The organism is Caenimonas soli (assembly GCF_013155545.1).
GTDB classification, from domain to species: domain Bacteria; phylum Pseudomonadota; class Gammaproteobacteria; order Burkholderiales; family Burkholderiaceae_C; genus Ramlibacter; species Ramlibacter soli.
The window spans coordinates 1-13,601 of record NZ_JABJVV010000011.1 but is presented as its reverse complement, the minus strand read 5'-3'; the positions used below and the strand labels follow the sequence as shown (position 1 = coordinate 13,601).

General features: G+C 64.3%; 12 protein-coding genes. 3 read left to right on the top strand and 9 right to left on the bottom strand.

Annotated elements, in window-relative coordinates; genetic code table 11:
• Positions 1–29: 29 nt before the first annotated feature.
• Positions 30–1,238, bottom strand: a complete 1,209-nt coding sequence (locus HNE04_RS17605) for an ABC transporter substrate-binding protein (protein WP_235965134.1) — start codon at positions 1,236–1,238, stop codon at positions 30–32.
• Between the two features lie 58 nt (positions 1,239–1,296).
• Positions 1,297–2,145 (bottom strand): SDR family NAD(P)-dependent oxidoreductase, encoded by an 849-nt coding sequence (locus HNE04_RS17600; RefSeq protein WP_172221933.1) that lies wholly within the window; start codon positions 2,143–2,145, stop codon positions 1,297–1,299.
• Positions 2,146–2,303: 158 nt separating this feature from the next.
• Here HNE04_RS17600 and HNE04_RS17595 point away from each other — a divergent pair, with 158 nt between their 5' ends.
• Positions 2,304–3,032 (top strand): GntR family transcriptional regulator, encoded by a 729-nt coding sequence (locus tag HNE04_RS17595; RefSeq protein WP_172221930.1) that lies wholly within the window; start codon positions 2,304–2,306, stop codon positions 3,030–3,032.
• Between the two features lie 13 nt (positions 3,033–3,045).
• On the opposite strand, the gene HNE04_RS17590 is transcribed toward HNE04_RS17595, so the two are convergent.
• The 7 genes from HNE04_RS17590 to HNE04_RS17560 all read right to left on the bottom strand — a co-directional run bounded on the left by HNE04_RS17590 (position 3,046) and on the right by HNE04_RS17560 (position 11,978).
• Positions 3,046–4,818 carry a lipid II:glycine glycyltransferase FemX gene (locus tag HNE04_RS17590; RefSeq protein WP_172221927.1) on the bottom strand — a complete coding sequence of 591 codons (1,773 nt, stop codon included), beginning with the start codon at positions 4,816–4,818 and terminating at the stop codon, positions 3,046–3,048.
• Positions 4,819–4,850: 32 nt separating this feature from the next.
• Positions 4,851–7,031 carry a peptidase domain-containing ABC transporter gene (locus HNE04_RS17585; protein ID WP_172221924.1) on the bottom strand — a complete coding sequence of 727 codons (2,181 nt, stop codon included), beginning with the start codon at positions 7,029–7,031 and terminating at the stop codon, positions 4,851–4,853.
• Positions 7,028–8,422 (bottom strand): HlyD family secretion protein, encoded by a 1,395-nt coding sequence (locus HNE04_RS17580; RefSeq protein WP_172221921.1) that lies wholly within the window; start codon positions 8,420–8,422, stop codon positions 7,028–7,030. Before HNE04_RS17580 ends, HNE04_RS17585 begins: the two co-directional genes overlap by 4 nt.
• 109 nt (positions 8,423–8,531) lie before the next feature.
• Complete coding sequence (locus HNE04_RS17575; protein WP_172221918.1) at positions 8,532–8,753, bottom strand: hypothetical protein; 222 nt, start codon at positions 8,751–8,753, stop codon at positions 8,532–8,534.
• Between the two features lie 435 nt (positions 8,754–9,188).
• Positions 9,189–9,524, bottom strand: coding sequence for a helix-turn-helix domain-containing protein (locus tag HNE04_RS17570; RefSeq protein ID WP_172221915.1), 336 nt, complete (start codon positions 9,522–9,524; stop codon positions 9,189–9,191).
• Between the two features lie 116 nt (positions 9,525–9,640).
• Positions 9,641–10,042, bottom strand: a complete 402-nt coding sequence (locus HNE04_RS17565) for an ester cyclase (RefSeq protein ID WP_172221912.1) — start codon at positions 10,040–10,042, stop codon at positions 9,641–9,643.
• Between the two features lie 88 nt (positions 10,043–10,130).
• Entirely contained in the window at positions 10,131–11,978 is a 1,848-nt protein-coding gene (locus HNE04_RS17560; RefSeq protein WP_172221909.1) for an FAD-dependent oxidoreductase, read from the bottom strand.
• 130 nt (positions 11,979–12,108) lie between these two features.
• Here HNE04_RS17560 and HNE04_RS17555 point away from each other — a divergent pair, with 130 nt between their 5' ends.
• Positions 12,109–12,576, top strand: coding sequence for a ferritin-like domain-containing protein (locus HNE04_RS17555; RefSeq protein WP_172221906.1), 468 nt, complete (start codon positions 12,109–12,111; stop codon positions 12,574–12,576).
• A gap of 801 nt (positions 12,577–13,377) precedes the next feature.
• Positions 13,378–13,601, top strand: a 224-nt coding sequence (gene tnpA / locus HNE04_RS17550) for an IS66-like element accessory protein TnpA (protein WP_172221903.1), incomplete at its 3' end; no start/stop codon positions are given.

Sequence of the window (13,601 nt, the reverse complement as noted above, 5' to 3'; positions counted from 1 at the left end):
CGAGGCCGACGCGCCGCCTCCGAGGCTGGTTATTTGGGCTGGTAGGTCCAGGCGCTGCGATACGAGCCCGGCACGGGCGTCTTGTTGTCGCCGTCGAACTTGAGGTAGATGGCCGACTTCTGGCCGGCGTGGTCGGTTGCCGTCAGCTCGATCGGACCGGCCATGACCTTCGAATCGAACTTGGTCTGGGCCATGGCGCCGAGGAATTTCTCGCGCGTGGGCTGCGGGCCGGCGGCCTTGAGGGCGTTGACCACCGCCATCGCCGACGGGATACCGTACGGCATGTAGGTCTGCGGATGGCCGGGCTTGGCGGCCAGGTCCGGATAGTAGGCCTTGTACATGTCGTACACCCACTGCAGCTTGGAGCCGCCGGCCACGTCCAGCATCACTTCCTGCAGGTAGACGTTCTTGAAGGCCTCCTTGTTGCCGACGTTTTCCACCAGCTGCTTGAGGTCCGCCGTGCCGTTGACGGCAATGACGATGGGCTTGTTCCAGCCCAGTTCGTGGGCCTTCTTCACCAGCAGGCTCACCGGCCGGGCGTAGGTCGTGATGACCAGCACGTCCGGGTTGGCCGCGCGAATCTTGAGCATCGGCGCCGTGACGTCCGTGATGTTGGGGTTGATCGACTGGAGTTCCAGTTTGGCGCCGAGCTTCTTGGCCTGGAATTCAGCAGCCTCGAGATTCCAGCCGCCGTAGGCATCGTCATGGTTGATGTAGCCGATCTTCTTGGCCTTCAGGTGCTCGGCCGCGAACTGGACCATCGAGCCACCCACCGCGCGCTGGGAGATCGAGAAGGCGCCGTAGATATATTTGGACGGCGGGTAGAGCGCGCCGTCGCCGGAGGCGTTGAGCATCACCAGGGGAATCTGCGCCCGCTCGACGTACTCGCGCGCGCCGACGACAGGACCGGAGCAGGATCCGCCGTTCAGCAGGAAGACCTTGTCCTGCTCGGTCAGCTTCTTCACCGCGGCCAGCAGGTCGTTAGCGTTGCAGCGATCGTCCTCGACGACCAGTTCGATCTTGCGGCCGTGGACCCCGCCCTCCTTGTTGACCTTGTCGTAATACATCTTCGCGGCATTGATGACGTCGAAGCCGTAGGCCATTGAATTGCCCGACAAGGGGCCGAACATGCCGATCTTGATCGTCTTGTCGGTGAGTCCGGGATCGGTTTGCGCCCAAGCGCAGAGGGTAGCGGCACTGGTCGCGACGGCCGCGATGAATGACTTGGTCAGCTTCAAGGATGTCTCCTTTTGGGTTTCGGTGGACGGAAGGGATGGGTAGGTCGATGAATCGCCATCAGGCGACGGAAGCCGCGGCGTCTTCCTTCTGGAAGCCGGGGCGGGGAATGAGGCTCAGCCAGGCCTGCGTGAGTCCGCCGTCAACCAGGATTTCCTGGCCACTGATGTAGCTGGCGCGGTCGCTGGCCAGGAACAGCACGGCTGAGGCAATGTCGGCCGGCGTGCTGATGCGGCCGGCCGGAACGATCTGCTCGCGCCGCAGCCGCACCGCGGGATCTTTGTAGATGACCTCGCTCATCTGCGTGCGGATCATCGCGGGGCTGACCACGTTGCTGCGGACACCCTGCTCGCCCAGTTCGACCGCCAACAGCTGCGACAGCATCTTCACCCCTGCCTTGCTCACGCTGTACGCGCCGCTGTAAGGCTGCGGAACGCTCCCGGAGATGGAGGCGATATGCACCATGGCGCCTCCGCCCCGCGCGATCATCTGGCGCCCGAAGACCTGCGCGCACGTCAAGTACCCGGACAAGTTCACGGCCAGCAGCTGGTTCCACTTGTCCAGGGCGATGTCCATCACGGCATCCGCGTAAAGGGACGCGGCGTTGTTGACCAGCAGGGCCGTGCCACCCCAGGCGGCCTGCACCTTGTCGGCCGCCGCTTGTACGCTGGCTGCACTGGTCACGTCGCAAGGGACAGCCATCGCCTTGTCTGAGGTGTCCTGCAAACCGGCCAGTACCGTGGCCAGCCTTTCCTCGTTTCGATCCAGGAGGGCCACCCGAGCCCCGGCGTCGACCAATTGACGCGCGATCTCGGCACCGATGTCGCCGCCAGCGCCGGTAATGACACAAGTGCGGTCGTTCAAGCCAAGCCAGCCGCCAAGAGGCTGTTCGGGGGTGCTGGACGTCATGTCTGGAGGTCTCCTCGGATCGCGCTGACAACAGGCCAGCCACTGCGTGGAGATGGATTATGTATACATGACAGGCCAAATACATCCGTATTTACCCTATAAATCCAATAATCCACCCTTCTATGTATACTTGAGGCCGACGAACACAATCGACGTCTATGCAAACACTAGCCCAGAACGTCACCGACACGCTTCGCGACTGGATCCTCCATGGCCGGATGCGGCCCGGTATGCGGCTCGAGGAAATCCCCCTGGCGGAGCAACTGGGCGTGTCGCGCACGCCCATCCGCGCTGCCCTCGGCACTTTGGCAAGCGAGGGCCTGATCGATCACCAGCCCAAGCGCGGCTACCTGGTTCGCGCCTTCGACATGGAGGAGATAGTCGCCGCGTACGAGGTGCGCTCGGTGCTGGAAGGGCTGGCGTGCCGCAGTGCCGCGGTGCACGGCCTCACCGAAGCGCAGACCATGCGGCTGAAGGCGAGCTTGGCGGAAGGCGACCGCATCCTGGGCGGCGGCGAGCTACGTCCCGAGGACCACGAGCCCTACCAGCAGATGAACGTCACGATCCACGACACCTTGCTGGAGGCCTCCGGTAACCCGTGGGTCACGCGTTTTGCGGTGCAGGCGCAGAACATTCCGTTCGCCTCCGACCGGATCATCCTGTGGGACGACCACGCGGTCATCCTGCGCTCTCACGGCGACCACCACCGAATCGTCGAATCCGTTGTCGCCCGTGACAGTGCACGGGCAGAGCAACTGATGCGCGAGCATGTGTACTACGCCGGCGTCATCCTTCGCAAGAACTACCAGAAACTGCTGGATGCCGGCGACGCAGCGCCGGGCGCGAAGCCGGCGAAACGACCGCAGGCAACTGCTGTAGACCTTTAGGCGCTCCAGCGGGCTATGCCCACGCAGCAGTTGGTGGAGTGCATCCAGAAGGCGGCGAAGGAGTTGTGAGTTGCAACGCGGCCATGCATGCGCGTGAGTCGTTGAGGTAAGCGGCTTCCGGTTTCTGGGTCCACCAGTTCACGGCCATCGCGACGCGCAGCTTCGTATCCTTCACCGGGCGCCACATGCGCCCAATGACGCCGTGGTACAGGTGGCCGGGGAAGGTGGCGTACCGGTTTGCTTTCGGGCTGACGAAACGCATGTCCTTCGGCTGCTGCGGGTGTGCCCCCTTGTCGGTGAGCACCTGATCGGTCACCACCAGCTCGCCGTAGGGTGGCGAGGTGAGAAACAGCACGCTCGCCGTTTCAGGGTGCCTGATCTTCTGCAAGTCCTGTTCATCGAGGTCGTTGCGGTCGAAGTGGCACGGCAGCAACCACTGCGGCGTCGAGTTCGTCAGCGTTACGCTGAACCACCACTCGACGCCGATCACGCTCGCAGACGGCTGTGCCAGCGGCCGCAGGCTGTTGATGATCGATTCGAAAACGTTCTCCGGCCCGCGATCGAGCGGGTACCAGAAAGCCGTCTGGTAGAAGCGAAACCCCTCCTGCAGCAGGCGCCGGAAATGGCTTTCCGGAAAGGCACGCCGCAGCGCGTTGAACTCGCGGCGCGGCACAGCCGGATCGAACAGCCTGACGCTCGCCAGGGCGCGGTTCGTATCGCTCGTATCACTCGGTGGTGCGGACGCCGGCGGCCGCTCCATGGTCCGCGGAGACGTCGCCCTGCCGCTTTCGGCAATCCGGTACTGGTCGTAGGCGGCGGCGTCGTAGACGTAGTCGAGCGTCGGCACGAGCTGGACCTCGACGCCGCCCAACTTGCGCTTGAATTCACTGATCTGCTGCCAGGCATGGTCCGGCTGGTCGAATGGCGCGACGCCCCACAAGTCGTACCACTCGCAGCCCGACGCCTTGGCCCTGCGCATGATTTCAAAATGAAGCAGGGACGGCGCCATCACGCGCCGCTGCGCCAGGAGCGAGCCGCCGTAGAGGTAGGTTGCGCGCCGGCCGAAGGTGACGACGAGCGCGGTGGCGAGTCGCCGCCCGCGGTGCTCGGCAAAGAACAGCGAGGCCTGGCCCCGCGGAAGAAGCTCGGTGAGCATTGCGCGGAAGTAGACCGGCGTCATCGGCTTCATGCCCTTGCGAACAAGCGTGCAGCGTTGAATACGCATGAAGTCGATCAAGCCCTGATACGAGTTGTCCCTGACGATCGTGACGCCGTGCTTGCGCGCAACGCGAACGTTGTAGCGGCCCTTGGGCTTCATCTGCGCGAGGATCTCTTCTTCGCTGGGGCGCAGGTCTATGCACAGCGTATCGCGTGGCTCGGAGTAGCGCTCTGAAAGCGCCGCCGGCCGAAAGCCACGCACGAAGTCCGGCAAGTGCTGCCAGCGCGGCTCGATCCGCAGGTGGCTGACCGTCGCATCCTCGGCCTTGCGATGGCGTTCGATGCTGGCGAGCACGGCGTCGAACACTTCGGCCGCGTCGGCCTCATCGGCGGGCAGCACCGGCCCTTCCTGCACGTAATAAAAGCAGTGCCCCGGCTCGTAGGTCCACTTGCCAACGAGCGCACCACCGACAATCGCGTCGCCGTCCTTCAGCGTGACGGCGAAGTGCTCGTATCCGGCGCGCGCCCGAAACTGCGCCCACGGCGATGACTGCATGAATCCCGCATCGGGCGTTGCCGCGACGAAGCGGTCCCAGGCGCTCCAGCGTGCGACAGCGTCGTCGGTCAAGCGGCCAGGCGTCGAAAATGGTTGTGCAGCGCTCATGCCGCCCCGATCTGCACCGCGGGTCCGGTGTGTCCGACGGCGGCCCGGCCGGCGCCCTGCAGCACGGACAGGTTCGCCACACCATGGCCGCCGATCTCGTCGAGGTTGATCACGCGATCGGCCGAGCGGATCGTCTCGGGCCGGTGCGCGACGATGACGCGCGTCACCCGCGTGGCGCGGATCGCCGCGTTGACCAGCTTTTCGTTGGTGACGTCGAGGTCGCTCGTCGCCTCGTCGAGCAGCAGCACACCGGGCTGGCGATACAGTGCGCGCGCGATCAGCACGCGCTGCTTCTGGCCACCCGACAGCACGGTTCCCATGTCGCCGATCAGCGTGTGGTAGCCCATCGGCATGGCGGCGATCTCGTCGTGCAAAGCGGCCAGGCGCGCGCAGTCTTCGATGCTGCGCTTGTCGGGTTGGTCGGCGAAAAAGCAAATGTTGTCGGCCACCGATCCAGCGAACAGTTGATCGTCTTGCATGACCACGCCGATCATCGAGCGCCAGCGCGTCGCGCCCAGACTCGCCAGCGACTGACCGTCGACCAGCAATTCGCCTTCGGTGGGCGTCAACAGGCTCGTCAGGATCTTGAGCAGCGTCGTCTTGCCGCATCCGGATGCGCCAACGATCGCCACCGTCTCGCCGGGCTCGATCCTGAAACTCACGCGATCGAGCACCCAGGGGTCGGTCTCGCTGTAGCGAAAGCGCAGGTTGCGCACCTCGATCGCCACCGGCCGCGCGGTCTCGGAGGCGTCGGCGGCGGCGCCGCGCGGCTCGGGCTTCGTGAGCGCGATGTCCGCCAGCCGCTCGGCGTGCAACCGCAGCATCGTCAGATCGACAGCGCGGTCGATCAGGTTGCTGACGCGGCTGAAGAACTGGTCCTTGTAGGCAATGAAAGCGAGCAGCATGCCGATCGACATCTGTTTCTCGAGCACCAGATTCGCCCCCAGCCACACCACCACGATGGCGAGCATGCCGATCAGCAGCCCGTTGGCAGTGCGAACCAGCAACTGCAGCTTCTGCGTTGTCAACTGGCGATTCGTCGCTTCGATGAGCAGGTTCATCCAGTGGGCGCGCCGGCTGTCCTGCCCATTGAACAGCTTGATCGTCTTGACCCCGCGCAGCGTCTCGAGCACATGGCTGTCGCGCCGCGCGCCCCAGACGATCGCCTCGGACGAGGCATGGCGCAACGGCGTGTAGGACACCCAGCGCAGCAGGCCGTACAGGAGCGCGCCGGCGATGGCGACGAAGGTCAGGGTCGGCGCGAACACGAACATGATCACCAGCGTCACGCTCACGAGCAGACCGTCGAGAACCGCCTCGACGACGTCGGTGGTGATCGCCTGCAGGATGGTGTCCTGCGAGCAGAAGCGCGACACCACATCACCGAGGTGACGCGCCTCGAAGTACGACGATGGGAGGTTGATCATGTGGCTGAAGATGTTGGTTCGGCCCTGCACCTTCACCGAGGCGCCAAGAACGATCACGATCCAGCCGCGCATGGCGGAGACCGTCGTTCGCAACAGCAGCAGCATGCCGAAGCCGAGCGCCAGCACGAGCAGCAGATCGCGGTCGGCGCTGACCAGGGCATGGTCTACCACCCACTGCATGAACAGCGGGCTCATGACCGCGAACACCTCGATCGCCAGGGCGAGAGCAAACAACTGTCCGAGCGAGCGCCGCAGCCCGACCACGTGGCCCACCAGCGAGCGCAGGCGAACGCGCGCCGGCTCCTTGGCTGGCGCCAGTTCGCCCACCGGCGTCAACTCGAGCGCGACGCCCGTGAAATGCCTCGACACCGCGCCCAGCGGCAGGCGGCGCACCCCGACCGCAGGGTCGTGAATCACGATCGCGTCGTCCGTGACCTTGGCGAGCACGACGAAGTGGTGCAGATCCCAATGCAGGATGCACGGCGTGCTCAACTGGCGCAGTTCATCCAGCTCCAGGCGCACCGGGCGCGCGGCGAACCCGAGCCGCTCGGCCATGCCAACCAGGTGCTTCAGGCTGGTGCCCTTCATCGAGACCGACAGCTGCCGCCTCAGCTCGGTGATCTCGCAGGGCTGGCCGTGGTAGCCGACGATCATCGCCAGGCATGCAAGGCCGCATTCGGCAGCCTCGGTCTGCATGACCATCGGCAGCCGGGACCCCCAGCTGGTCGCGAGTTTGTCGAGTGGGTTCATCCGCGCTGCGCGCCCGTCACGGCGTACAAGGGATCGAGCATCCACTCGAACAGGCGCCGCCGCTCGAGCGCCACGTCGGCCTCCAGCGTCATTCCCGGCTGCAGCGGCGTCTTCGCGCCGTAGGCCGTGACGGTCTGGCTGGCGAGGCTCACCGTGATGCGATAAATCGGCTCTGCCGCGGCACCGGCCGCGCCTCCGGTCACGCTCGTGAGCCCGGCCAACTGCGCCGGCAGTTCAGCCGGGCTCAACGCGGCCCGCGAGACCGCCGCAACCACGCCTTCGTAGTGACCGAAGCGCTGGTACGGGAAGGCCTGGTAACGCAGCTGCACTCGCTGCCCGGCGCGCACGAAGCCGATGGCACGACTCGGGGCGTAAAGGTGCGCCTCGAGTCGGGTGTTCGGGGGCACGATGGTCAACAGCGGTGTGCCCGCATCGGCTTTTGCGCCCGGTACGGCATGGATCGCAGTCACCGTGCCGTCGTGGGGTGCGACGACGACGATCTCGCGCCGCGCTTCGGCCTCGGCGCGTTGCTGCTCGAGTTCCGCGATGCCGCGATCGAGGAGCGCTGTGTCGCGTCCCAGCTTCAGCGGCAGGTCGGCGCGCTCGGCTTCGATGTTCATGCGCTCGCGCGCCGCGCTGAGCCGGCTGCGCCCGGCCGCGGCGAGCCGTGCCCGCTGTTCGAGCAGCTCGGACTGCGCCTGCTGCAGGCGCATTTCGGATAGGTAGCCATCGGCGTGCAGCTGGGCGTGCAGCGCGGCGGCGCGGACGGCGATCTCGACCCGCTGGCGAAGCAGGCCGATCTCGCGCTCGATCTGTTCCTCTTCGGAGCGCAGGGCAGCCACACGATTGGCCAGCGCGCGATCCTGCTGGGCGAGCAGGCGCTGTTGCTGGCTGCGCTCGTCAGTCATGCTGGCGCGTCGCTCGCTGAGCCGCTGCGTGATCTGGGCTTGCGTGGGTCCGAGGCGCGCGCTTTGCAGTTCGTCGGAGAGCGTCAACAGGCGATCGCCCTTGTGCACCTGGGCGCCCTCTTTGACGTCGAGACTTCCGACGATGCCTGGGCGCGGGGCCTGCACGCGGACCACGCCCTCCTGTGGCAGGAGCCAGCCATTGACGCGCGCCGTGCGCGTGAACTCGCCGAAGCACAGCAGCGCGATGATCGCCGCGGCGGCGACCAGACCGAAGAGCGTGAACAGCCGGAATGAAGCCCGCGGCGCCAGCATCACGGTGCCGAGCCATTGCGTCTGCCGCGCCTCCAGCACCTCCGAGCGGAACAGGCGCAAGTCCGCGCTCCCGGGCTCGACGTCGGTGCGCGCGGCGACAGCCGGCACCCAACGGTCGACCTGGCCGTCGGCCACACTCGGTGCAGCGGGAAGATGTGCTTGATCTGCCATTCGAGCTTGACGTCAAGTTGAGGTTGATGTGCGGGCCCGGTAACTCACGGAACCCGCACCGCTCACACCCGATGAAGACAACACCGAGCGTGCCCTTGAGTACGAGGGCTCAGAGGTTGGGGACCACGGGGAAGTTGCCGCTACCGGGCGGGTTTCCAGTCGAGGCTCCGTTGACGTTGTTCTCGGCTCCGTTGTTGGGGAAGGAGCCGCCGGGAGCTCCTTGATCGAGATTCCCCAGGCCGTTGTTCTTCGTTGATTGTGAGTGTTCGCCCCCCTCGCCTGGGACGCCGCCAGCAACCAGTTCCAGTTCTTCAATCCTTAAGCTGCGCATGTGAACTCCTAATCGCGACAAAAGTAGCGCGGGGGCAGTACAAACTTCCTTCCTTCCCCGGCTCGTCAGCCGGTACCGTGTCGCAGGCAGTACAGCTTGAGGCTGTAGTACATCGCGGCAGGCTGGTTCAGCAGCGTTAGGAACTGTAATGCGACGAGTCCGGTCCGGCGCCGGGCAAAGAAGTGCGGTCGCCGGGTGGGACGAGAGTGTCGGCCGCCCCGGGCCGTCCGCGCATGCAACTCGACTACTGCAGAGATTGTCGTTACACAGATTTCAAGTTGCTTGAAACTGCAAGAAGTACTGTGCACTGCCGTACAAGAGCGCGGGGCTTGCGCCAGCGCGTCGATCTAGTCAGCGGAACTGCGCGCCGCCAAGCTGTCGCCCAGGATGGTCCGGCGTTGCCGCTCGCTCAGATGTTTCAACAGCTAGAGCCCCTCAGGCGTGCTCAAGCTCCAACTCAACATTGACTTCACCAATTGCTGATGCGATGTTGAAGAGAGCGTCCAAGGAAAATTTAGAGATACGACCGTTGATCAGGTCATTGATCCGAGGCTGGGTAACTCCACAATGCTCCGCAGCCACTGCTTGAGTCCAACCTTTTTCCTTGATTGCAGCGGTAACCTGACGAACGAGCTGGGCGCGGGCGCGCATATTTGCCGCCTCTTGTGGCGTGTCCGCCAGTGCATCGAATACGCTGGCGAAACGTTGCGCCGCCCTCGCGACAGCTGGTTTTGCAACTGTTTTTTGGATCGCAGCTTTCGGCTTCGGCATGAATGAATTATATCCAAACCAGTATTATTTTCGGGATGACCCGGCGGGGGCGAACAGGCAAAACTGCGGATCTGTTCGCTCGTTGGCCCGGCCAAGGAGTTGTGACGGACAGCCTGCTACGCAACCAGGCTCGTCATCAAGGCGCCTTGGTTCCAGGTGTCGCAGCCCCACACCATCTTTCCGTCGGCGAACTTCATCCAGGTTGACCCGACGGCCTCGAACTTGCGGCCGGAGCGCTTGAGTCCCATCGCGTCGCCGTCGTGCGTCCCGTTCACGCGCCATCGCAGGACGACGGTGTCGCCTTCGACGACCGACTGCTCGACCTCCATCTTGAGGTCCGGGAACGCGGTCAGCAATTCCTTGCGAACCTGGCGCCACTCCTCGCGGCCCTTGATCTCCCCACCTTCAATGCGGCCGACGCACGCTGGATGCATCAGTTCGTTGATGACTTCTTCACGGCGATTGTTCCAGTTGTCTTCCATCCACTGGATGGCGCGCGCCCGATTCAGTTCGCTCATCTGCCTCTCCTTGGTTGAATTTGTTGGCCCGGATCATTATTCCGGTCCTTGCAAATTCGCCCAAGCCGACAATGCCGTTTTTTGCTGATCAGGGCGGCGCGAGTTGTGTGAAGCCATCAGCGCTCCAGCGTTCGCTGCCCACGCCATGGTGCACAAAGAAAAGGCCGTCGGGATCGTAGCGGGCCTTGACCGCGAGCAATCTCGAATAGTTCGGCCCCCAAAAAGACTGCTGCCAGTTCGGCTCAAAAAAATTGCTCTCGGCCAGATAAGAACCGGCGTTGGGAACCACCTTGCGCAGTTCATCCATGGCGCGTTGTATCGCCAGTACACGCCCGCGAGCCAACGCCGCGTTGGGTTCGTGGCCCGCAACGCCCGGATAGGCAGGCGGCTCCTGCGCGCCGCAGATCGCCAGCGCGAACGCATCGAGCACCGCCGGGTTCATGGCCGTGTCCTTGGCGGCAGCCACTGCATCCGCGGGGGCGCCTGCAAGGCCTTTGTTCAGGTGCAAGGACACGCCCCAATGCCGTGTAGCGGCAAAGAGGGCATCGCAGAAGGCTTGCCGCCGCTGCGCGTCCTGCACAAGAGCCACCGGCAGCCACGCCGACTGGTAGCCATGCAGGACCTGGCCCGCCTGCCCCTGGTCGCCAGGCCAGAACACATTGCCCGGCGGCGCGCCTGGCCGGTCATCGGTACTGATGAAGCCCAGAAGCTTCTTGAACAGCGTGGGTGCCCAGAAGTCTCGGGCCGAGGTCGACACGATGCCGAACAGTCCGAGTTCAACCTTGAAGTCTTCCGGCGCAGTGGCGAGCGAGTCCAGGAACGGCTGCCAGACCGCCCGGGCGCGGCTTCGGTCGAGCCCCTGGAACACCATTGAAATCTTGAGAACATTCTCCGGGCGAAAGCGGATCTGTTCGCCCCAATTCGGGTTGAGCAAGCTCTGGCTACAGAAGTCAATGATCAGGCCCACCAGCTTGCGGAACGCGGGCGCCGAAGTGGCCTTGATCGTCATGTCGACCGCACCGAATTGCTCCGGCAGCGGGTGGACCCGCAGCGTCAACCGGGTGACGACAGCCAGGCTGCCGCCGCCTCCGCCCTTGAGGCCCCAGAACAGGTCCGGGTTCGTGCAAGCGTTGGCGATTCGCACGACCCCGTCCGCGGTGACCACCTCGGCCTGGAGCAGGCTGCCCGCGGCCAGGCCGTAGGCCTTGGAGAAACTGCCGAAGCCCCCGCTCTGAACCAGGCCCGCGACGCCGACCGTCATACATCCGCCGCCCTGGACATACCCACCCCAGCGAGTCGACACGGCGTCGTAGGCCTGGGCCCAGACAGCGCCGGCCCCGATCGTGGCCGCCCGCACCGGCGCCGCGCGCCCTTCGCAGCCCGTGCCCACGAACGCGTCGTGCAGCGTGACCTCGTTCATCTTTCGCGTCCAGATCAAGAGCGAATCCGGCGCGTTGGACGTGCCTTGATAGCTGTGGCCGCCTCCTTTGACGACGAGGCGCAGGTTGTGTTGCCGGGCGAAGTTGACGGCGGCGGCGACATCTTTCGTGGTGCGGGCGGCCACCGCATACGTGCTGGGCCTGGATGTCCAGGCATCCACCCAGGCGAGCGTTTGCGTGAGGCCGACTTCATCACCGAGAAAGTACGGATTGCTCGCCATCTTGAACATCTGCGCGCAGGCGGGCCCCGCAGGCGCAGCCAGGCAGCCTGCCAGCGGCGACTGTACTTTGATCAGCGCCACTTGGACTTCCTGGCCCAGGCTCCTCCAGCGCTCCTCGGACGGCCATGCCGGATCGCCCGGCCTGACGCGAGACCGGGGCTTGGCGGCGGCGGCCGCGGCACGCTTCGGTGCGAGAAGCGAAAACCAGGTACCCGGGAAAAGAGGCGCCGCCGCCGCGATGTGCAACAGCCGCCTTCTGGTCGGGAGTTCATTCATCTTGTTTCCTCCTGGCCGATACGGTAAATCGAAAGCGGTCACTTGCTAAGAGCCGTTTATCGGGAGCATTGCTGAGTTGGAGCGCAGCGTCAAAGGCGTAAACTGGCCCGCTGCCTCAAGGAGCCCTGCGATGCAACAGATTGATCAGAAACAGGTCGTCGGCGTGCTGAATCGTTTGCTCGAAGCCGAGCTGGCCGGTGTCGTGCGATACACGCATTACTCACTTCTGGTGTTCGGCTTCGCCCGCATACCGATCGTGTCCTGGCTGCGTGACCAGGCCACCGAATCACTGCTGCACGCCCAGCAGGTTGGCGAGTGGATCACCACACTCGGCGCCTACCCTTCGCTGGCCATAGGCCCGTTGCTTGACTCGCACAAGCACGACATAGCGGCCATGTTGCGGGAATCGGCCGATGCGGAAGCTGCCGCGCTGGCGCTGTATCGCGAGCTGCTGACGTGTGTGGAAGGCCGCTCTGTTGCGCTTGAAGAGTTCGCCCGGCAGATGATTTATGCGGAAGAACTGCATGCGGCCGACGTCGACAAAATGCTGCGTAGGCCGGGGGAAGTTGCGGCGTTTTCGGCGGGGGCGGCGCCTTAGGTTTTACCCCGATTTTCCCAATGAAGAAGCCGCGATGGAAATACCCTTCCGGCATTTTTGGAGGATATGATCTGGCGGAAACGGAGTCCACCAAACGCCAGGAGTGGAGAGGCTTCGCGGGATGTTCGCTACTTACCCAACTTAGAACCCACCGATTACAAGCCGCGCGCCAAACGTTTACTCGCGAGGAGCACCGAATGACCATTGGGGCTGCACGAGCAGGCTTAGGCAGGTCTCCCCGCATTGACCCTATCTCGTATGAGGGACGAATTGCTTCGACTTAAGGCTCTACAAGAGTATGGGGCTGAGCGGGTGCACCTATTCCCGTCTAAAACATCAATGGCCTGGTTCTTGCGGCAACACAAGGAGGCGCTCATCGAGATAGGGGCATTGTTGATGATCAGCGGGCGTTGGTTTGTAGACCCCGAAAAGTTTGACTCGTATGTTCTGTCGGAGGGAGGCCGCGCGGCATCCGCCCGCGCAAGCCGGGACTTCGGAATCTGACGCTTCCCGTGACCGAAGGATTCACAATCCGGGGATCGTCCTCTTCCGCCTAAACACCTTGTGGGGGTCGAGTGCCGCCAGTCGCCACCCAAAAGTAGCGAACCGCCATTCTTCCTTCTTTGCAAAAGTTCCGGTCGCGAGGTGTGGGATCCTAGTTTGCCACTGCATCGCGAGAGTCTGCCCTCCTCCTCGGCAATGGCAGGTGAGCAAAGCACCGCCGGAGTGTAAGCGTCCGGCGAACCCATCCTTGCCGACTTAGCCCGCTGCGGCGAGCATCGTGTCCACGAGAGGATTGGAATGGACACGAGCGAACCCACCAAGCGCACCCGAGTGCGCGCGTATGCCCCGGAGTTCAAGGCGAAAGTGCTGGCCGAATGCAGCCAGCCCGGCGCCTCGATAGCCAAGGTGGCGCTGGCCCATGGCCTTAATGCCAACATGATTCACACGTGGCGCCGAGACGCGCGCGGGGCTGTCGCCCCGGCGCTGGCGGGCGCCGGCGAGTTCGTGCCTTTGCAGCTCGC

Coding starts and splice junctions, on each gene's coding strand:
- HNE04_RS17600 (WP_172221933.1), bottom strand. CDS start 2,145: ATGACGTCCAGCACCCCCGAACAGCCTCTTGGCGGCTGGCTTGGCTTG.
- HNE04_RS17595 (WP_172221930.1), top strand. CDS start 2,304: ATGCAAACACTAGCCCAGAACGTCACCGACACGCTTCGCGACTGGATC.
- HNE04_RS17585 (WP_172221924.1), bottom strand. CDS start 7,031: ATGAACCCACTCGACAAACTCGCGACCAGCTGGGGGTCCCGGCTGCCG.
- HNE04_RS17580 (WP_172221921.1), bottom strand. CDS start 8,422: ATGGCAGATCAAGCACATCTTCCCGCTGCACCGAGTGTGGCCGACGGC.
- HNE04_RS17575 (WP_172221918.1), bottom strand. CDS start 8,753: ATGCGCAGCTTAAGGATTGAAGAACTGGAACTGGTTGCTGGCGGCGTC.
- HNE04_RS17570 (WP_172221915.1), bottom strand. CDS start 9,524: ATGCCGAAGCCGAAAGCTGCGATCCAAAAAACAGTTGCAAAACCAGCT.
- HNE04_RS17565 (WP_172221912.1), bottom strand. CDS start 10,042: ATGAGCGAACTGAATCGGGCGCGCGCCATCCAGTGGATGGAAGACAAC.
- HNE04_RS17560 (WP_172221909.1), bottom strand. CDS start 11,978: ATGAATGAACTCCCGACCAGAAGGCGGCTGTTGCACATCGCGGCGGCG.
- HNE04_RS17555 (WP_172221906.1), top strand. CDS start 12,109: ATGCAACAGATTGATCAGAAACAGGTCGTCGGCGTGCTGAATCGTTTG.